Here is an 18,680-nt window from a genome sequence, read left to right as displayed (position 1 = left end):
GTTAAGAAAAAGCGATTCCATTTCTGGAATCGCTTTTCTAGAATCATTTTTTTAATTTCATCAATTTCACTTCAGCTTTTAAAGCTTTAAGCAATGCTACAACCATAAGCAACATGACAAAAGAGAATGGTAATGCTGCAATAATAATCGTATTTTGTAAGGCGTTGAGACCGTTAACGGAAAGCAAGATAAGTGCAATTGTAGACTGTATAACACCCCAAATGAGCTTTACATTATTCGGTGGCGTCAACGAACCATTTGTAGACTGCATACCGAGGACAAAAGTCGCCGAATCAGCCGATGTGATGAAGAACGAAACAATCAACAAAATAGCGAAAAGGGATATGATGAACGACATTGGCATCACATTGAACATTTCAAAGATAGTTAGTTCTGTACTGGATGTTGTCAAATCGGCAATTCCTGTTTTCTGGATATCAATCGCTGTAGAACCGAAGGCTGAGAACCAGAAAGTAACTAGAAGTGTAGGTGCGGCAAGCACTCCAATCATAAACTCTCTAATTGTCCTACCTTTTGAAACACGGGCAATAAACATACTGACAAATGGTGCCCAAGCGATCCACCATGCCCAGTAGAAAATTGTCCAAGTGTCGAGCCATTCTCGGTCAGTGGAATTCAAAGGCGCCGTGCCAAAACTCATTTGGATTAAGTTTGAAAAGTAACCACCAAGTGAATCGGTGAACATATTGAAAATGAGCAATGTCGGTCCTAGAATAACGATAAATCCAAGTAATACGAGCGTAAGAACTAAGTTTGTATTTGACAAATACTTTATGCCTTTACTTAACCCTGACCATGCGGATGCAACGAATAAGACTGTGATAACTGCAATGATGATAAACTGTGAAGAGATAGATATCTCAACATCAAATAAGTAGTTTAGGCCTGCATTAATTTGAACAGCGCCGAAGCCGAGAGATGTAGCGACACCGAATGCTGTCGCAAAAACGGCGAGTACATCAACGAGAGTACCCCACGGACCAACCATTTTTTGCCCGAATATCGGCTTCAATGTTGCTGAAATTAATCCCGGTTCTCCTTTACGGAACTGGAAGAAGGCTAGAGATAGTGCAGTAACGCCGTACATGGCCCATATGTGGATACCCCAGTGGAAGAATGACTGACGTAGTGATTCTTTAAAGGCAGCATCCGTATTGGGATCTTCCGAAGCGGGACTAATCGCAAAGTGCGATAACGGTTCAGCGGCACCATAAAAGACGAGGCCGATTCCCATACCTGCGGAAAACAGCATGGCAACCCATGTAACTGTTGAAAACTGCGGACGGTCCGAATCTTTTCCAAGACGGATTTTTCCGTATGGACTGACGATGAAATAGAAACTGAGCGCTAACATGAATGACATGAGTAGCATATAGTACCAACCAAAAGACGACGCAACAAAGTTTTTGACGTTCGCTGTGACTGCCCCAAAACTTTCAGGTGCAAGTGCACCATATCCAACAGTCAAAATAATAAGACCAATTGTGATATAAAAAACATTTGATATTTTTTTCATATTTCTCCCTCTTGTAAATTGTGATTTTGAAACAGCTTATAACTATACTAGTAAAGCATTTTTAAAGCAATCAATCAGTGTATTTAGTATTTCCCGTATATAACGATTTTCATTCCTTTCCCTAACTTTATCCCATATTAAAGGGCAATAAGACCCTCACTTCAAGTATTGGATGAAACAAGTAGACTATATGGGGGATGAAGAACCCCTCCACTGAATGAAGATTAACTTTATTGAAAGGAGAATCCATTTCTAATTAAAACAAAACCGGTTGAAAGTCCATAGACCTTCAGCCGGTTTTTCAATCTTCATCTTTAATGTCACGATCGGGTGGAATCGGTTCGTTCCGCCATTCATCGATTTGGTGTTTCAATCCTTCGAGTTGTTCCAAATAGAGACCAAACTGATCTTTGTTAATGAGGAATTGCTCGCCATCATGGACGGAACGGATACGACCTTCTCGCACGTACTTTTGGACTTGTTCGACGGGCATGCCAAGGTGTTCAGCAGTTTCTTTAATGGAGATATACATCGTAACCCTCCTTGAAAAATCCCTGCCAATTCAATTGAAGACAAAGTGGCAGGGACAGTTTTGGTCAAATCAATTTTTCGAAGTTTATACGTTTATTCAAAGCCATCATAATTGGAATCCCAATTGCCATGACAACGAATTCACCTATAGCGACTGTTAACCATGTAAGTAAAAAGGGAAGTTCTAACGCTAAGTTCAACTCGAAAGCAATGATGAACATTGTAAAGGTGAAGACAAGTGTATTGAAGACCATTCGCTTGAAAATACCTGATATAAATTTAGCGGAAAAAATCATGATCGAAAGTGCTAGTACTGATTGGCTTACCCCAAAAATTAGGTCATACATGCCCAGTGGAGAAAATAAGTTTGTCACAAATACTCCGAGTACAATACCAAATATGAATTTCTTATTGAATACGACGAGGTGGTTGAACATCTCGGGAATTCGGAATTGGATGGCTGAGTATGCTAATGGAGCTACTAATAGCGATACGGCTACATATAAAGCGGCAATAATTCCGCTTATGGCCATTGTTTTTATTTTCATTATTTTTTTCCTCCTAGTTTTTTTAGCGTGGGATGGTTACGAACCACGTGTTAAAAAGCCTGCAATACAGTGTATCATAGTGTTTTTGATTCGTACATGTCTTTGGGCAGGGAAAAATAGGGATTTGAATTTGGATATGAATAAAATCAATGACCAAATTTCTATAGAAGCTACGGTTCAGTTAGATATAAATGGACGAACGAATTTTGAGCAAGATAAATATGGTATTTCAGAGCAAGTGAAAAGAGCTATAAACCTCTAGAGGTAATAGCTCTTCAGAGAGTTTTATAAGTGTTCTAACCTAGCGGGTCTAGAGGTTTGTTTGCTTGTTTTGCCATCCAGTTCCGAATTGCAGTAATAACTTCTTTCAATTCCATCCCGCTATCCGTTAGCTCATATCCGACTATAGTAGTAGAAGACTCAAGTTGTTTTTTTGTAACAAGGCCTTCTTTGATTAATTCATTCAGCCGCTCTGTTAAAAGTCGATCTGATATCCCTGGAATTCCCTCAGTGATTTCATGAAAGCGCTTGGGTCCGGACATTAGTGTATAGATAATTACCCCCATCCATCTTTTGCCGATAAATTCAATCGTATCGTGAAAGTTGTTACAGACATATGATGAAATTCCACAATCTTTCGGTCGATTCACTAGTCAAACCTCCATTCTGCTTAATCCTTCATCTATCTTAACATGTATCGTTAGGGTTGACACATACAACTTACTAATGGTAAGTTGTAAATAAGGACTTACTATTAGTAAGTCTAAAAAGGGAGGCAATACAATGACTACAACATTGGATTCAAATTTATATAGTGTAATGAAGGCAAGAAAATCGGTGAGGGTGTTCGATCAGAACGCTACAATCGCAAAAGAGGAAATTGCAGAAATGCTGAAGCTGGCTACAATGGCTCCTTCATCTAGTAACCTGCAATCTTGGAGTTTTTTAGTCATCCAAGACCCTGAGGTGAAAAAAGAGCTGCAAGTCATCGCTAATAATCAAGCCCAAGTTGGGGATTCATCTGCTGTTATCGCTGTCTTGGGTAATATTGATGCGTATAAGAAAGTGGAGCAAATCTACACACAAAATGTTGCAGAAGGCCATATGGATGAGTCGATTAAAGACCGTACGATTGCCGGTACATATGCGACTTATCCGCATGCTCCAAGAGAGGCAAGAATGAACATCGCTGCTTATGATGCAGGGCTTGTTTCTATGCAACTGATGTTGATTGCGAAAGAAAAAGGCTATGATACTTGTACATTAGGAGGCTTCGACAAAGTGAAATTTGCTGAGAGATTCGACCTTCCTAGTGATCAATTCCCGATTGTACTGATTGCCTTAGGAAAAGCTGCCGCACCGGCATTCGGGTCTTCCCGCCTGCCTTTAGATGAGGTTGTGCGATTTATATAAGAAAGAAGATTGCCCGAGATGCTACTCGCATTTCGGGCTTTTTGTATACGTATCACGGCGACATTCTAGTTGAGTTTACTTGTTGGAAGAAAAGAATAGATGACATTCTATGGAGAGTGTAAGTGCCCGAAGATGCAATTTCGGGCACTACTGTACTTTGTACAATGTGTTCCTTGCTTACTTTCGACATAGATTATGTTGCCTAATATAAAGTGACACATCTATAAAATAAAAAAGAAAAAACCATCGAGACAGAGTCAGCCGCCAAAATTGCATCTTTGGCGGTTTTTCTCTAGGTAGGAAGCCAGCTATTCTTTCTTTCCAAAGAGCTTCAGTACTCCGTGTACTTATGCATTTGGAGCGCGACGGATGAAGGACAACTATATGATTACCGAAAAAAATGTGTAGGGATGCGATAAAGTCGCATCTATACACATCCAGATTTCTCGATAAACGTAATAGAAGTCATTCAATCCAAAGCGGCACAAAATCATAATTATGCAAGTAGCAGCCAGGGAATGATTAAGTTCTTTGCTGAATAATTTTGGTTAATCGGCAGAAGTGAGCGGTTTATCTAAGTTCGTATAACCAAAAGGGGATTCAATTAAGCAGATTTATGGTGTCGGGTAGTCTGATTTTTGTGGTATCTTCTACTATATAGAGAGAAAGGGGTGATCACTTTGTCACAGCGTATTTCATATCTAGTCGTGCTGTTTGGAGCGATTCTTTGGGGAACGACCGGCACCGCCCAAACATTTATGCCACAAACGATCCATCCGTTAGCTGTTGGGGCATCGAGGCTTGCTGTAGGAGGTTTTTCATTACTAGCGATTTTACTCATTATGCGTAAAATCGATTTTCGGAATTGGCCGTGGAAATCTACCCTGTATGCAGCTATTTCAATGGCTATTTTTCAATATTTATTTTTTTCTTCTGTCAGATTAACGGGCGTTGCTATAGGCACGGTCGTCACAATCGGAAGTGCTCCAGTTTTTTCTGGAATCATTGAATGGTTATTAGTAAAACGTCGCCCAACTAGGGCGTGGATTATGGCGACAGTGCTTGCAATTATAGGGTGTGCGCTGCTCTTTTTAAATAAAGATGGAATCGTTGTCAATCCAGTGGGAATCGCGATGTCACTTGGAGCTGGGTTGTTATTCGCCTTTTATACCCTCGTCAATAAAGAGGTACTAGACAAGGTCGATGCTGTGCCTGCTGTTGCGGTTATCTTTTCGATGAGTGCGATAATGCTGCTGCCATTCTTATTTTTATTCGAAACGGAAGGGCTTATGACGGGGCGTGGAATTTCTGTTGTGTTGTATCTTGGGATCGTCACAACCAGTGTGGCATATATCCTATTCTCAGCCGGATTGAAACGAATACCTTCATCGTCAGCAGTCACGCTGTCACTCGCTGAACCACTTACTGCTGCAATATTAAGTGTAATTGTTGTTGGTGAGCGGCTGAATGGAACGTCGTGGATAGGCATTGCGATGTTGCTTGGTGGGATTCTCATATTGACGTTGAGCGGTAGAAAAGCGAAAGTTTGAACATTCTTGTTTATGTTTGGAGACCGAAATACAGGGAGCTTTAAAGGCTTCCTATATGTTTAAAATGAAAGAATAAGTTGTTCACCTAGTGCAGTGCCTAGACTCCAGCGCTTTTCGGATCTACCTAGGTGCTTGCGCTTTTCTTGAGTTTTTCGATTTGGAATAAAGATTTGTAGCAAAAAAACCAGCCAAGATTAGCAACGTTGCTAGCATTCCGCCTTCCAGGCCGAATGCTCCACCTGTCAACCAATCATGTCCCTCGACTATTTCAACACTATAAATGCCGTTTGGCGCAGTACCGCTTACCGCAAATCCAAAGACATTTCCTTGGAAGTAGTTCCATGTAATATGATAACCAATCGGCAGCCACAGACTTTTGGTAGTGTCAAACATATAGGCGAATAATAGCCCGACCAGTGCAATATTCACTAATCCTAAAATACTTACATTTGGATTTGCACTATGTGCGATGCTGAAAATCAAAGCAGACGCCACATAAATAACCCACTTTTTATTCCCTCTGCTTGCCATGGTGGACATGACATAACCTCTAAAGAACATCTCTTCGAAGATACCAACGAGAATATATAGAACAAGAAAAGTGACCGTGAATATTGAAAAATGAGGTTTTGACAATGAATTCAGGAGCGTCACATTGCCAGTCGCCATCAATGTAATGAAAATCACGGTAATCGACAGCGCTCCAAGAACAAGCCCAAACCACAAGTCTTTCATAGAACTTCTAAAGCCAAGCTCTTTAATGGAACCCTTATTTAAAAAACGCCATAGCAAAAGAGTGATTACTATTCCTCCGGCTGTACCACCGCCTTGCATTAAAAGAAAAATCCATGGGTGAGCATCAAAAGCAGTTTGCATTTCGAGATAACTAAATCCCTCACTAAAAGGTGCTTCAGTGAACACTAATAGAAGAATCCCTGGAACTGTGAATAACTGTTGGACAATCAACATGACGACAAAAGCTAGTAATATGAGCCAGCCAGCCCTTACTTGACCCGATTGGTTTTTAAACATCTTATTCCTCCAATTTCCTAAAGTCCTTATACCGAATAGTCGTGAGCTATATGCGCGGTTTTGCTCTATGAAAGCTTACAAACAATAGAAGAAACGTGATATCCATAATTCAGGTGCCTATAGTCATAGAAAATAATATGAACTTAAGTGAATGGTTATACAATATAGATAGACATTTTTTCGTCGAGTTAAAAGTACTTGATAACTATAGTCGATGACAATGCTTTTTAGAATGGCAAATAGAAGATTGACGATAATTAACTTGAAGAAGAAAGTGAATCCCAAAAACGTATCTTAAGACTTTCTTCATAATTACAGTTGATAAATGTTAAGATTTGACGGGTACAATTGGTATCATAGAGTTAAGAAAAGCGAGGTGCGGAAGATGGCGAAATTCACAGTGCTCGTAGCCGATGACGATCAGGATATCCGTGACGGGATTGAAATTTATTTGAAGAATGAAGGATACGATGTACTAAAGGCTGCGGATGGCAAAGTGGCGCTTGAGTTATTGGCAGAGAATGATATCCATCTCCTCATTCTCGACATTATGATGCCGAATATGGATGGTATTACAACGACATTCAAAATTCGAGAAGCGCGTAATATCCCGATTATCATGTTAAGTGCAAAAGCGGAGGACTCTGATAAAATTCACGGTTTGTCCGTTGGTGCCGATGATTATGTGACCAAACCGTTCCATCCAATGGAATTGATGGCACGGGTGAAGTCGCAATTACGTCGATATATTCAATTTGGTACATATGACGGTCAGAAAAAAGTAGAGATTGACGGACTTGTTCTTGATGAGGATGCAAAGGAAATAACGGTCGATGGTGATGTGGTGAGATTGACACCGATTGAATTCAAAATCACAGAATTACTGATGAAAAACGCGGGACGTGTGTTTTCCATCAATGAAATTTACGAACGTGTTTGGAACGAGGCGGCGTACAATGCTGAAAATATTGTCGCAGTTCATATTCGTAAAATCCGAGAAAAAATCGAAGCGGACCCAAAAAATCCGAGATATGTAAAGGTGGTGTGGGGCATTGGATACAAAATCGAAAAATGATTACAGTACTTTTTGGTCAATCCTTGCAATTGTTATTGCGGCATTGAGTATTGGTTATTGTTTCTCCCACATCATCGACTTGGTTGGCAATGGTGTAGAACGTTCGGGTCGGGCGATTGCTTACCTTACACGGATAATGAAAGGGAGTGTATGACGGTGAAAAAGAAATATGGTATACAAATTGTTGTGTGGACTTCATTAGCGGTATTATTTTTAACGGCATTGCTTTCAGTGACAGGTGGTAACGTGCGTTATATTGGCAAGAGCTATGTAGAGTCGAATGATTTTCAATGGGAAATGAATAACTTTTATGGAAATCTTACTAAAGCTGTTTTGAATCCGATTGATATAGAGGCGGAGAAAAAGCGGATTACAGTTACTAAATCCGAAATCGAAGAGCATCGTAATTACTATGGTACGCTTTCTGAACAGATTGGTAATATTGAAACGCAATATACGCAACGAATTACCGATGCGGAAGCAGGGAAAAGTGAAAAGCTGAAAGAGACATTGATAGAAGAGCGCGATGCGAAAATCGACGACATTCGGATGAACTTTGAATCGGATGCTCATGTAGAAGCAAAGATCCGTGGAAGTAAAGAGAAACAACTAGAAGAAGAATTGCAGCGACGCATTCAGAATACCGAGGAAAATCTTCATTTTCCTGTTGTTTATGAATTAACGGATAGTCAAACGGGAGAAAAGTTCACTTCAGGAGATATCCATGTTACGACGGGCTATAAAGAGACCTTCAGTGCGGAGGAAGGTTATTTCCTTGCGGCGCCTGATCGGATGGATGACTTTTATTATGATAGTTATTCGTCAGAGGCCTATGAAAGTGGGGTTTCGGCGTTCAGAGATACTGTTTCAACCGTAACGGAAGAGACTGTTTCAGAGCATGCACAAGACAACGCTTTGGAGTCTAGTCAGCCACAAATGGTGAAGAAATTTGAGGGGACTGTAGTTGTACCGCAAAGTGCATTGCAGAAAGGTTCTCTAGGTATAAATGTAGACCAATATAATCAAAAGCAGTTAAGTTTATATTTCCTTTGGATGCTTGGTGTACTTGCTTTAGCGGCTTTGTTGACGGTTATACGTTTCAATAAGGTATGGGTCACGACAAGCTATTTTGTAGAGAGATACCAACGGCAGAAGATTGACCTGAAAGCAGCATTGCTATTGCTTTCAGCCGGTATTGTTTGGGTTTTAGTGGGAAATGTTGTAGGGCGCTATGTCGTGTTTTTTACTCATTATAGATTAGAAAGCGGAGTCCTTCTTGGAATGACGTTTGTCATCTTAATGGTCTTCCTATGGATGATAGTATTCCAATTGGTCCTACTTGTCGGGCGTGTGAAGGTTAGGGGAGCGTTGGAGCAGGATATTAAAGAAAGTTACAGTATGAGGTTCTTACTTGCATGGAAAGGGATGTTCTTGAATCGATCCATTGGTGTTCAGATGTTTCTTCTATTAATTGGTTTTTTCTTTGCGGGTATCGGACTGTTTGGTGTTTTAATTCAACCTATATTAATAATGATTTACATTCCGCTGGTCCTATTTGTAGGATTGCCATTCCTCTATATTTTTGTGAGAAGAACAGCGTATTTGAACCGTATTATGGTCGCTACGGAAGCGATGGCAAATGGGCGATTGTTCAAAGAGATTGCTATTGAGGGGAAATCTCCACTTGCCGAACATGCTAAGAATTTGAATAATCTTCGTGAAGGCGTCCATAATTCTATGACTGAACAGGCGAAAAGTGAACGCTTGAAAACAGAATTGATTACAAATGTGAGCCATGATCTTCGGACGCCGTTGACATCAATTATTACGTACACGGATTTATTGAAGAACGAAGACCTTTCTAAGGAAGAACGTATGAAATATGTGGGTATACTCGATAAAAAATCAGAGCGTTTGAAGACGCTGATTGAGGATTTATTCGAAGTATCGAAAATGGCGAGTGGTAACTTGGAGCTTAACAAGCAACGTGTCGATATGACACAATTACTCCAGCAAGCTCTTGCAGAGCATGAAGAGGAGATTTCGAAATCAGGACTGGACTTTAGGGTGAATTTCCCTGATTCCGAACTTGTTGCCTATGTGGACGGGAAAAGATGGTGGCGCGTATTGGATAACTTGATTGTTAATGCTATCAAGTACACATTGCCGGGCACCCGAGTCTATATTACGCTTCGAAAAGTGGGCGATTCGGCCGAATTCGTCGTGAAAAATGTGACGAAGTATGAGCTCGGTGAAAATACGGATGAATTATATGAGCGCTTTAAACGTGCGGATACGTCACGCCATACAGATGGTTCGGGGCTTGGTCTTGCCATCGCACAATCCATTGTTGATTTGCATAATGGGAATATGAAAATCGAAGTTGATGGTGATTTGTTTAAAGTAACGGTCGTTGTGGCGGCGGTATAAAAGATATATAAATGAAATGAGCTGTACGCAAATGCCTTTATACAAAGAGGCAACGCGTACAGCTTTAATCTTTCTGCCCGTAAATTCCAATATAGTCTTTCTGTGATACGATATCGACCTTCATGCCGTTTTTTTCATATGTTATCAGGGTACTAATTTGATCAATCTTTTTCCAACCGCTTAATCGAATCATTAATTTATAGCGAATAGGCAGACCGTTTTCCTCGGAGGCTGGTTTCCAAGTGTAACTTTCAAAACGTTTTTCGCTCGATACTTTAAAGACTTTCGCTTGTCCAGGAACAGGAAAGCCATCCGAGTAAATTGCTTCCTCAAACGTTTGTCCATAATAGAAAGTGAATACTATGATGAAAGCGATGAGTGTAATGAAGAGATAGCGTATTTTGAATGGCTGCTTTTCTTCCAATCCGATCACCCTTTCAATAGAAGTAGATGATATACACTCCGATAATTAGTACGCCAATGTCCGCAAACATATGAATCGTCCAAGAAGGCAAAATTGTTCCGCCTTTTTCATTGGCAAGTTGAAAGATAATCCCGCCCACCCAGAGTCCGATAACGGCAAGTGCGAGAAGAGCTGGACTGAACCACGGCAGAAAAATAGCGATATGATAAATGGCGAAGAGGAATGACGGTAAAATAAATCGGAGCCGTGACTTTCCAATAAGATTTGGCAATAAACCACGGAAGTAAAACTCCTCCAATATTGAATTGCCGAACAGGATATAGAGGGCAATGAAGGGAAATACTGTAGCCGTTACCCCAGCATTTGTAAGATCAGCTACAAGTGCATCGATGTCTATGAATGGTTGTAAAATGATGAACGTCGCCATGATAATCGCCATGATCGCAATCCCAGAACAGAGGGCAATTTTCATGCTCTTTAGATCGGTTCTACGAAAGCGTAAGAATGAAAATCCTGACTTGCGAAATATAATGAACGGGATAAGAAGGAAAAGAATCGCTTTCGCTATCGTTTTCCATATGTATGCAACCTCTAAATATTGTTCAATCCAAAGTAGGAAGACGATACTAAATAACGATAAAATGAGTCCGTTTTTCATAGCTCGAGCCCCCATCCACTAATTCAGTATTGGACGATAGAACAATGTATTAGGTTTCATATAGTGGCAGGAAATACAAAATGAAAGAGCGCCTAAACAGCGCTCTCCGAGAGAGGATTTGAAATTAGCAATTGTTTTATGCTAAATGAACAAGGGGTTCTAACAAATAAAGCTAGCACCAATAATAATCAACAGGATGAAAAGTACAATAATTAACGCAAGTGAATTCCCTCCGAATCCGCCTGCGCATCCGTCGTATTGACCCATTTTCAACACTCCTTTCATGAGCGGTATAGCTTAGTTTATGCACGTAGGATACTAGGCTGTTAGGGCAAATACCTCTTAAATTATAAAAAGTTATTCTTTTAGACATTTAGAGGAATAGTAAAGTAATAGTATAATATGGTTGAATAAAACTAAAATTGTAGTTGCAGTAGTACTATGCATGTTAGCGTTCCTCTTGCGCGTTTGTTTAAAAATAGTGTATTATTAATATATGAATCAATGAATTATTCAGTAAATAGGTTGACGTCCATCCATTAGGTGTTATGGTACCGAAGTGGAAAAGTCATTTTCCGAAGTGCCATTCGAAGAAGGAGGATTAGAAGATAATATGACAAAATCAGATGGTAAGTATCCAAACAAAGAAGATCTTGAACCGAAAGTGAAAGGGGTAGCAAATTCCGATGAGCTTCCACTTGCAGATCCATCCGATTCGAATACATCGGATGTCTTTAGAAAAAATTCTCTGAATAAGACTGGTGAAAACGAACAGTCAGCATTCGGAACTTACAAAACAGACACAGGTTATAATAAACCAAAGTCGGATGAGCAATACTCTGTTGGAGAAGAAAATAAAGAAGATAGCAAATTTGATCAAGAAACACACGATAAATGGAATGAAGAGAAACCGAATGAAGATCCATTTAAACCATAACTTAGTAGCGGTCGTTCCTTTCGAGGAGCGACCGTTTGGATTTGTCGATAAGATGTTGTAGAGTGGAGGAGAAGAAAAGAAAGGAATGATCATCATCGAAACAATGAATCAGTTGAAATTCGCTCGTATTTATACACTTGGACTTCTTGTAAAGTCAAAAGCAGAAGCTTGGGACGCACAACCAACAGGGTTCAATAACACGATACGTTGGAATGCGGGCCATATTTTTGTAACGATGGAAACACTTGTTACAAAAGCGGTGGAAGGTTATGAACCTGTCCATTCTGAATGGATTTCTCTCTTTGTGTCGGGGTCTGGACCTACTGATTGGCAAGGAAATGCTCCATCAACAGACGAGCTCATTGCGGCTTTAGAAGCGCAACCAGAGCGCATCGCTAAAACGCTCGAAGGTAAACTACACAATACATTACAAGAACCAATGTCAATTGGGCCCTTGCATACGATGGCAACAGTTGAGGCAATCGTTCAATTTGCGGTTTGGCATGAAGGTGTCCATGCAGGCATGATTAATGCATTGAACCGTTTGGCGTAAGGGTAATTCATATAAAAAAGCAGGCAACACATGTCAGATACAATGCGACGTGTGATGGCTGCTTTTTAAATTTCATTTCACTAATTCATGTTTAAATGCATAAATGACTGCTTGTGTGCGATCTTGCACTTCCAGCTTAGATAATAGATTGCTGACATGCGTCTTCACTGTTTTCAGTGCAATAAATAAATCATCCGCGATTTCCTGATTCGTTTTTCCTTTTGCGAGCTGCAGCAAAACTTCGAGTTCACGTTCCGTTAACTCATCATGAGGTTGCCGTTCATTGCCTGCACGCATTTTTTGCATCATTTTTGTTGTGACTTCAGGTTCCAACACCGTTTGGCCTTTCAACGTTTCGCGGATGGCCTCCGCAATTCGTTTCGCATTCGATGTTTTTAATATGTAGCTAGTTGCGCCTGCTTCTAGTGCCGGATATACTTTGTCATCGTCTAGAAAACTAGTCACGATAACGATTTTTGCTTCCGGCCACTCCTTAATAATAGCGGCAGTTGCTTCGGCACCGTTCATTTCAGGCATGACCATATCCATTAAAATAATATCTGGGCGTAACTCGAGTGCTTTTCCTACAGCTTCGCGCCCATTTACCGCCTCACCGATGACTTCCATATCAGGCTGAATCTGTAGATAGGCAGAAACGCCGATTCTTACCATTTCATGGTCATCCACTAACAGGATCTTGATCATTAGGTTCATCTCCTTTTCGCGCAGGCAACTTCACTTCCACAATCGTCCCTTGTGAGGGAACGGAAACGATTTTGCATGTTCCCCCGATTTCAATTGCACGTTCTTTTACATTTTGCAGACCATATGAGCCGCCTTTTCCGTCACTATCTTTGAATCCAACACCATTATCTTGCACACGGAAAATCGCCAGACCGTCTCGTTCTACGAATAGCACATCGACTTCTGTGGCTTGAGCATGGCGCAATGTGTTGGATAGTGTTTCTTGTGCGATTCGGAATAAATGATCTTCCGCCCCTTTAGATAGCGTCACTTCTTCCAAGCGAAATCGGATATCGAACAGCATTTTTTCTTTTAATTCAATTAATAGTTCTTCAAGTCCTTCGGCAAGCGATTTGTTATTCAATGCCGCCGGGCGCAAATGAAGGAGCAATGCGCGCATTTCCAGTTGTGCCTGTTGGACAATTCTTTCAACTTGGAGTACCGGTTTTTGTGCTATAGCGTCTTCGTTATTTTCCGTAATAGCAGATAATAGCATCGATGCGGCGAACAGTTGCTGGGAGACGGAATCATGCAACTCGCGCGCTAGCCGCTGTCGTTCTTGTATAATTCGTTCTTGGATAAGTTTGTCTTGCTCTTCCGCACGCTCATCTATGATCCGTTGCAGACTTTTTCGCTGCGTATGAATGACAGTTGACACCGTACCGATTGCCCGATCCATGCGAGGAGAGAACTTCGCGATTGAATCGGTTTCTAGCTCGGTGTCGATTAATCCTGTTATCCTTTGCTCGATGGCTTTCTCTTTTGAACTTCCTAAAAAACCGGTCCATATGGCGATGCCCCAAGCCAGTAGGAGAATAGTGTTCAAAATCCACCAGCCAAGAGGAACATCCGCAAATTGCAATTCGTAAAACGCAAACCAACTTTCTTCTAAGGGCAAATCAAGAAGGAAATAGATGTACAACGCTGAAATTGCGCTAAATAGAAACGATAAAACAAATCCACGTCCGATGACTGCCTTCATTTTCTTGTCACCTCGACATCTCCGCCCCAAGTGGAAAGTGTAATGATAAGTTCAGGGGACTCAGCTGATTTCCCTTCATAACTATCTTTCATATGGAGCGACTCATTAATGAGCCGTTTTCGGTAAATACCGAACAGTTTAGCATCACCGATTAATGTCGTGTAATGAATGCGTACAGGGATTTCATAAGGCAAGTCAATCTTGATCTTTCCGATACCTTGCCTAACGGAAATTAAAGAAGTCCCTTTTGGTAGAACCGTATCCGTGACATCGATGTGAATATCACCAAAGAGTCCTTGGATATGGATATCCTCCCACTCATACGACGAAAAAGGAGATGACTGGACGGAAAATAATTTGTTTTTCCATATTCCATTAGGCGTTTCTCGCTGAAGATCTTTGAGAGGACGCATAATTTCCTCCGATGGCACGCCTTTCCATAATCTTACGAGGACATAGACGATGACGATGAAAATGAACATCCGTAAACTCCATAATGTGAAAAGCGCCATTGCGATAAAAAACAGACCTGGTAAAAATAGCAGCTTCGATCGTTTCCGCAAACCGTAATAAATAAGTCCGGCACCAAGAAGGACGAACACGATATTACCATTATGAAAGAAAGCCGCCTCAACAAAAATGAGCAACAGGAAAGTAAGTCCCCAAAATGTGATTTTGTTCGTATCGATTCGTTTCATCTTGTTATTCTCCCTTCTTGAAGTCAGATTATCTGTAAGTGAGGATGCAGGTATGCAACCTAAGTACGCCGCGTTCTGCAGCGACAGTTGCATACCTGCATCCTACAATCTATTTTACACAATTTCTACTTCTTTTGCGGATTCTTTCTCTAACTTCTAGGCTTATGCCTGTCGCACCTGATCGGCACTCTCTGCTTTTCCTAATGTCCAGGCTTCGGGTGCCAGATGCTCGGGACATAAGTCAGTTCGGCTATGTGGCAAAGTGCGCCACGTCGCCAATCTGGCTTATGCCTGTCGCACCTGGTCGGCACCCTCCGCTTTTCCTAATGTCTCGAGTCGACGTTCCATAGATGACGTTTCGTACTCACTTTCAATTTTCCCGCCAAGGTTTTCGATATACTTTTTCATTTCGCCGACTGACGCCATTTTGTTGTCTGCATTTTCTGGAGAGATGACTTGGTCCATACGATGATGGGCACGTGTCACATTCTCTTTGCCCATTAATTGCAGCTGACGCACTTTCATGTCTGTTACTTTATGTTTCATTTCCTCGAATTTACGCTCCAGTGAAATTAATTCATAAGCCGTTTCCATAACACTTTCCGAAAGTACCGCTGCACGTGTATCGTAGGTAGCGATTTCTTCCTCGGCAAATGCGACCAAGTCTTCTTCGCCGGCCGTTTGTGCCAGTTCGAGTTGACTACGGCGTTTGTCTGCCATTTTTTCTGCTTCTGCCAATTCTTTCTGTAGTTCTTTTTTTAGTTTGCTTTGACGTTCAAGCAATTTTCCAATTGAATCAGTCTGTTTTTCTGCTTCACGGATGTATTGATTCAACATAGCAATTGGATTTTTGCTTTCTTTTTTATCGAGCACCGTGTGAAGATCTGCTTGTACTGAGTATTTAAATCTATTCCAAAGTGAGTTCATAGTTAGTTCCTCCTCATTATTTTGTAATTTCATTCCACTGACGTTCAAAGTTTACGAAAGGATCGTCGGTGGCGTTATTGATGATGTTACTATTTTCTGTACCATGCCATTTACGCCAAGCATACAGAACACCCACTAAAGCAATGATTCCGATGAATGCTGGTACATTTGCAATTGCTGTTAACAAGCCAATGACAAGTACGCCTCCCCAGAACAATTTCGAGATTGTGGAAGTGCTCTTTCTAAAATAATGGAACCCCGCGTATGCAACTAATGCAGAAAATGCAAGTGCGAGTAGTGAGCCGAGGTTCACAAGGGCAACGATTGCCGCTGTAATACCGAGTGCTGCAAGACCTAGTTTTTTCATTTGTTGTTCCTCCTTTCGTTTGTAGCTTAATCTTATAACGATTTCCTGCTCGTCCAAACGGGCGCTAAGCGGATTTTCATCTAAGACTTGAGGCTGATTCGGTCTAAGTTATACTAGATTTTGTAAATATTTTCATGTATTCTATTATTATAAGAAAAATTAATTAATTCAGATAACGGGGTGTAGGAATGAAAGAGGTTGTTATTGTTGGAGGGGTGAGAACTGCGGTCGGCAGGAGAAAAGGGAGCTTTTCAGTCTACAGACCTGATGAACTTGCGGCTGTGGTACTTGAGGAACTTATGAAACGTGCGGGGGTACATAAAGAAGATGTGGAAGACGTCATTCTTGGTTGTGTTACCCAATCAGGTGAACAAGGCGGGAATATTGCTAGGACAGCAGCGCTCATCGCGGGATTCCCGATACATGTACCTGGTGTGACAATCGACCGGCAATGTGGATCGAGCCAACAGGCCGTCCATTTTGCGTCGCAAGCAATACTTTCGGGTGATATGGATATGGTCATTGCGGGCGGCGTTGAAAGCATGTCGCGTGAACCAATGATGTCGAATATGAGAGATGCAAAACCAAGTGCGAAACTGCTAGAAAAACATGAAATCATTAATCAAGGGCTTTCCGCCGAACGAATTGCTGAGAAGTGGGAACTGTCGCGGGAAGAACTTGATCGCTTTTCAGTGGAAAGTCACCAAAAGGCGATTCGCGCAATTAATGAAGGGAAATTTGAAGAAGAAATTATTCCCGTTGAAATCAGGAAAGAAGATGGTACAACCGAAATGTTTTCTAAAGATGAAGGACCTCGTCCCGAATCGACAACGGAAGTGTTGGCTGGATTACGAACTGTCTTTGATGAAAAGGGTGTGATTACAGCGGGTAATGCAAGTCAAATGAGTGATGGTGCGTCTGCGGTCCTTCTTATGTCTCGCGACAAAGCAGACGAACTCGGCGTGAAGCCAATCGCACGCATTGTTGCAAGATCCGTTGTCGGTTCTGATCCGACGTTAATGCTGACTGGTCCAATTGAAGCAACACGGAAAGTACTTGAAAAGGCTGGACTTTCAATAGAAGACATGGATACGTACGAAGTGAATGAAGCATTTGCACCAGTGCCGCTCGCCTGGCTGAAAGAAACGGGTGCTGATCCTGCGAAATTGAACCCGAACGGCGGTGCCATTGCGCTCGGTCATCCACTTGGAGCAACGGGCACGAGATTGTTGGTGTCGATGATTCACGAATTAAAACGGACTGGCGGACGTTACGGGCTACTCGCAATTTGCGAAGGAATGGGTATGGCGAACGCGACAATTATCGAACGTATTTGATTTCATTCAGCTAATTTTTTTGTACTGAAAGCGAAGCATCAGCTACAGAATTCGGTGTTCTTAGGTTAACTTCTTTATTTGATTAGGGGGATTTAGGGGTGGAAATGGAAAAGGTAACTGCAATTGTAACAGGTGGAGCTTCCGGTCTTGGGGAGGCCACTGTAAGAAGGATAGTAAATGCCGGAGGAAAGGCAGCTATTTTCGACAGGAATGAAGAGCGTGGACAAGCAATTGCGAGCGAGCTTGGAGAAGAAAATGTTTTATTCCTAAAAACAGACGTTGCGAATGCAAAAGCAGTGGAAGTAAATGTATCTTCTGTAAAAGAGCTATTCGGAGAAATAACTGCCGTTGTCAATTGTGCAGGCGTTGCGACGCCAGGAAAAGTGTTGTCGCGAAGCGGTCCGATGGTGCTTGACCAGTTTGAACAAGTCATCCGGGTAAACTTGATAGGTACATTCAACGTGATTCGTGTAGCGGCAGCTGCTATGCAAGGCAATGATCCAAACGAAGAAGGGGAGCGCGGAGTTATTGTGAATACTGCATCAGTAGCTGCTTTTGAAGGACAAATTGGCCAGGTTGCATACAGTGCATCAAAGGGAGGCGTTGTTGGAATGACGTTACCAATTGCACGTGAACTAGCGGCATTCGGTATCCGTGTGATGACAATTGCACCGGGTCTTGTAGAGACACCGCTATTCGACGGACTGCCGGAAGCAGCGCGTAATTCACTTTCATCGATGGTACCGTTCCCGAAACGACTTGGACGACCGGACGAATATGCAAAGCTGGTTGAAAGTATATTTACTAATACACTGCTCAACGGTGAAGTAATCCGGCTGGATGGTGCGATTCGGATGCAACCGAAGTGAGTTGAAAGCCATGATTCGCTGATAACTATTACAACTCTATTATTTTCAAAAAAAGGTGTTACACAAGA

Annotated in this window: 22 protein-coding genes and 1 riboswitch; of the genes, 9 read left to right on the top strand and 13 right to left on the bottom strand. The window is 41.6% G+C overall.

Annotated features, from left to right (window positions below):
* Window positions 1-43: 43 nt before the first annotated feature.
* From FQ087_RS14720 to FQ087_RS14705, 4 genes are all read right to left on the bottom strand, one after another.
* On the bottom strand, window positions 44-1,537 hold the full coding sequence (locus FQ087_RS14720; protein ID WP_149581333.1) for a BCCT family transporter: 1,494 nt from the start codon (window positions 1,535-1,537) through the stop codon (window positions 44-46).
* A gap of 301 nt (window positions 1,538-1,838) precedes the next feature.
* Entirely contained in the window at window positions 1,839-2,069 is a 231-nt protein-coding gene (locus FQ087_RS14715) for an excisionase family DNA-binding protein (RefSeq protein ID WP_149581332.1), read from the bottom strand.
* A gap of 64 nt (window positions 2,070-2,133) precedes the next feature.
* A complete protein-coding gene (locus FQ087_RS14710) occupies window positions 2,134-2,616 on the bottom strand; it encodes a QueT transporter family protein (protein WP_149581331.1) in 483 nt (160 codons plus the stop codon).
* Window positions 2,617-2,623: 7 nt separating this feature from the next.
* Window positions 2,624-2,669: riboswitch (PreQ1 riboswitch) on the bottom strand.
* A gap of 243 nt (window positions 2,670-2,912) precedes the next feature.
* Complete coding sequence (locus tag FQ087_RS14705; RefSeq protein WP_255452351.1) at window positions 2,913-3,266, bottom strand: winged helix-turn-helix transcriptional regulator; 354 nt, start codon at window positions 3,264-3,266, stop codon at window positions 2,913-2,915.
* Window positions 3,267-3,399: 133 nt separating this feature from the next.
* On the opposite strand from FQ087_RS14705, the gene FQ087_RS14700 reads away from it, so the two are divergent.
* The gene (locus FQ087_RS14700; protein ID WP_149581330.1) at window positions 3,400-4,029 is read left to right on the top strand and encodes a nitroreductase family protein; all 630 of its coding nucleotides are present in this window, start codon (window positions 3,400-3,402) and stop codon (window positions 4,027-4,029) included.
* Between the two features lie 680 nt (window positions 4,030-4,709).
* Entirely contained in the window at window positions 4,710-5,579 is an 870-nt protein-coding gene (locus FQ087_RS14695; protein WP_149581329.1) for a DMT family transporter, read from the top strand.
* Window positions 5,580-5,699: 120 nt separating this feature from the next.
* Here the strand turns inward: FQ087_RS14695 and FQ087_RS14690 are convergent, their stop codons facing one another.
* The gene (locus FQ087_RS14690) at window positions 5,700-6,611 is read right to left on the bottom strand and encodes a CPBP family intramembrane glutamic endopeptidase (RefSeq protein ID WP_149581328.1); all 912 of its coding nucleotides are present in this window, start codon (window positions 6,609-6,611) and stop codon (window positions 5,700-5,702) included.
* 385 nt (window positions 6,612-6,996) lie between these two features.
* Here FQ087_RS14690 and FQ087_RS14685 point away from each other — a divergent pair, with 385 nt between their 5' ends.
* Genes FQ087_RS14685 through FQ087_RS14680 form a run of 3 tightly spaced genes read left to right on the top strand, consistent with a single transcriptional unit; the run spans window position 6,997 to window position 10,116 of the window.
* Window positions 6,997-7,686, top strand: coding sequence for a response regulator transcription factor (locus FQ087_RS14685; protein ID WP_149581327.1), 690 nt, complete (start codon window positions 6,997-6,999; stop codon window positions 7,684-7,686).
* Window positions 7,664-7,840, top strand: coding sequence for a hypothetical protein (locus FQ087_RS22490; RefSeq protein WP_188006768.1), 177 nt, complete (start codon window positions 7,664-7,666; stop codon window positions 7,838-7,840). The genes FQ087_RS14685 and FQ087_RS22490 overlap by 23 nt, the downstream gene beginning before the upstream one ends.
* Window positions 7,841-7,842: 2 nt before the next feature.
* Window positions 7,843-10,116 carry a sensor histidine kinase gene (locus FQ087_RS14680; protein ID WP_188006767.1) on the top strand — a complete coding sequence of 758 codons (2,274 nt, stop codon included), beginning with the start codon at window positions 7,843-7,845 and terminating at the stop codon, window positions 10,114-10,116.
* 64 nt (window positions 10,117-10,180) lie between these two features.
* Here the strand turns inward: FQ087_RS14680 and FQ087_RS14675 are convergent, their stop codons facing one another.
* The 3 genes from FQ087_RS14675 to FQ087_RS14665 all read right to left on the bottom strand — a co-directional run bounded on the left by FQ087_RS14675 (window position 10,181) and on the right by FQ087_RS14665 (window position 11,465).
* Window positions 10,181-10,540 (bottom strand): hypothetical protein, encoded by a 360-nt coding sequence (locus FQ087_RS14675; protein WP_149581325.1) that lies wholly within the window; start codon window positions 10,538-10,540, stop codon window positions 10,181-10,183.
* A gap of 13 nt (window positions 10,541-10,553) precedes the next feature.
* Window positions 10,554-11,198, bottom strand: a complete 645-nt coding sequence (locus FQ087_RS14670; RefSeq protein ID WP_188006766.1) for a CPBP family intramembrane glutamic endopeptidase — start codon at window positions 11,196-11,198, stop codon at window positions 10,554-10,556.
* Window positions 11,199-11,357: 159 nt separating this feature from the next.
* Window positions 11,358-11,465 (bottom strand): YjcZ family sporulation protein, encoded by a 108-nt coding sequence (locus tag FQ087_RS14665; RefSeq protein WP_149581323.1) that lies wholly within the window; start codon window positions 11,463-11,465, stop codon window positions 11,358-11,360.
* Window positions 11,466-11,757: 292 nt separating this feature from the next.
* On the opposite strand from FQ087_RS14665, the gene FQ087_RS14660 reads away from it, so the two are divergent.
* A complete protein-coding gene (locus tag FQ087_RS14660) occupies window positions 11,758-12,135 on the top strand; it encodes a hypothetical protein (RefSeq protein WP_149581322.1) in 378 nt (125 codons plus the stop codon).
* Window positions 12,136-12,220: 85 nt separating this feature from the next.
* On the top strand, window positions 12,221-12,688 hold the full coding sequence (locus FQ087_RS14655) for a DinB family protein (protein ID WP_255452348.1): 468 nt from the start codon (window positions 12,221-12,223) through the stop codon (window positions 12,686-12,688).
* A 72-nt stretch (window positions 12,689-12,760) separates the two neighbouring features.
* Here the strand turns inward: FQ087_RS14655 and FQ087_RS14650 are convergent, their stop codons facing one another.
* From FQ087_RS14650 to FQ087_RS14630, 5 genes are all read right to left on the bottom strand, one after another.
* Window positions 12,761-13,393, bottom strand: coding sequence for a response regulator (locus tag FQ087_RS14650; protein WP_149581321.1), 633 nt, complete (start codon window positions 13,391-13,393; stop codon window positions 12,761-12,763).
* Entirely contained in the window at window positions 13,368-14,414 is a 1,047-nt protein-coding gene (locus FQ087_RS14645) for a sensor histidine kinase (protein ID WP_149581320.1), read from the bottom strand. Before FQ087_RS14645 ends, FQ087_RS14650 begins: the two co-directional genes overlap by 26 nt.
* A complete protein-coding gene (gene liaF, locus FQ087_RS14640) occupies window positions 14,411-15,112 on the bottom strand; it encodes a cell wall-active antibiotics response protein LiaF (RefSeq protein WP_149581319.1) in 702 nt (233 codons plus the stop codon). Before liaF ends, FQ087_RS14645 begins: the two co-directional genes overlap by 4 nt.
* A gap of 285 nt (window positions 15,113-15,397) precedes the next feature.
* On the bottom strand, window positions 15,398-16,039 hold the full coding sequence (locus FQ087_RS14635; RefSeq protein ID WP_149581318.1) for a PspA/IM30 family protein: 642 nt from the start codon (window positions 16,037-16,039) through the stop codon (window positions 15,398-15,400).
* Between the two features lie 16 nt (window positions 16,040-16,055).
* Window positions 16,056-16,406, bottom strand: coding sequence for a lmo0954 family membrane protein (locus tag FQ087_RS14630; RefSeq protein ID WP_149581317.1), 351 nt, complete (start codon window positions 16,404-16,406; stop codon window positions 16,056-16,058).
* A 188-nt stretch (window positions 16,407-16,594) separates the two neighbouring features.
* On the opposite strand from FQ087_RS14630, the gene FQ087_RS14625 reads away from it, so the two are divergent.
* Together FQ087_RS14625 and FQ087_RS14620 are read left to right on the top strand one after the other, a co-directional pair.
* The gene (locus FQ087_RS14625; protein ID WP_149581316.1) at window positions 16,595-17,743 is read left to right on the top strand and encodes a thiolase family protein; all 1,149 of its coding nucleotides are present in this window, start codon (window positions 16,595-16,597) and stop codon (window positions 17,741-17,743) included.
* A gap of 98 nt (window positions 17,744-17,841) precedes the next feature.
* Window positions 17,842-18,612, top strand: coding sequence for an SDR family NAD(P)-dependent oxidoreductase (locus tag FQ087_RS14620; protein ID WP_149581315.1), 771 nt, complete (start codon window positions 17,842-17,844; stop codon window positions 18,610-18,612).
* The last annotated feature ends 68 nt before the right edge of the window (window positions 18,613-18,680 follow it).

This window comes from Sporosarcina sp. ANT_H38 (genome assembly GCF_008369195.1).
Taxonomy (GTDB): Bacteria; Bacillota; Bacilli; order Bacillales_A; family Planococcaceae; genus Sporosarcina.
Note: the sequence above shows the minus strand (reverse complement) of the source record. Positions and strands in the feature narration are given on the sequence as shown.

Excerpts from the sequence above, each read along its gene's own strand:
- FQ087_RS14720 (WP_149581333.1), bottom strand. The coding sequence starts at position 1,537 with ATGAAAAAAATATCAAATGTTTTTTATATCACAATTGGTCTTATTATT.
- FQ087_RS14715 (WP_149581332.1), bottom strand. The coding sequence starts at position 2,069 with ATGTATATCTCCATTAAAGAAACTGCTGAACACCTTGGCATGCCCGTC.
- FQ087_RS14710 (WP_149581331.1), bottom strand. The coding sequence starts at position 2,616 with ATGAAAATAAAAACAATGGCCATAAGCGGAATTATTGCCGCTTTATAT.
- FQ087_RS14700 (WP_149581330.1), top strand. The coding sequence starts at position 3,400 with ATGACTACAACATTGGATTCAAATTTATATAGTGTAATGAAGGCAAGA.
- FQ087_RS14690 (WP_149581328.1), bottom strand. The coding sequence starts at position 6,611 with ATGTTTAAAAACCAATCGGGTCAAGTAAGGGCTGGCTGGCTCATATTA.
- FQ087_RS14685 (WP_149581327.1), top strand. The coding sequence starts at position 6,997 with ATGGCGAAATTCACAGTGCTCGTAGCCGATGACGATCAGGATATCCGT.
- FQ087_RS14670 (WP_188006766.1), bottom strand. The coding sequence starts at position 11,198 with ATGAAAAACGGACTCATTTTATCGTTATTTAGTATCGTCTTCCTACTT.
- FQ087_RS14665 (WP_149581323.1), bottom strand. The coding sequence starts at position 11,465 with ATGGGTCAATACGACGGATGCGCAGGCGGATTCGGAGGGAATTCACTT.
- FQ087_RS14655 (WP_255452348.1), top strand. The coding sequence starts at position 12,221 with ATGATCATCATCGAAACAATGAATCAGTTGAAATTCGCTCGTATTTAT.
- FQ087_RS14650 (WP_149581321.1), bottom strand. The coding sequence starts at position 13,393 with ATGATCAAGATCCTGTTAGTGGATGACCATGAAATGGTAAGAATCGGC.
- FQ087_RS14645 (WP_149581320.1), bottom strand. The coding sequence starts at position 14,414 with ATGAAGGCAGTCATCGGACGTGGATTTGTTTTATCGTTTCTATTTAGC.
- liaF (WP_149581319.1), bottom strand. The coding sequence starts at position 15,112 with ATGAAACGAATCGATACGAACAAAATCACATTTTGGGGACTTACTTTC.
- FQ087_RS14635 (WP_149581318.1), bottom strand. The coding sequence starts at position 16,039 with ATGAACTCACTTTGGAATAGATTTAAATACTCAGTACAAGCAGATCTT.
- FQ087_RS14630 (WP_149581317.1), bottom strand. The coding sequence starts at position 16,406 with ATGAAAAAACTAGGTCTTGCAGCACTCGGTATTACAGCGGCAATCGTT.
- FQ087_RS14625 (WP_149581316.1), top strand. The coding sequence starts at position 16,595 with ATGAAAGAGGTTGTTATTGTTGGAGGGGTGAGAACTGCGGTCGGCAGG.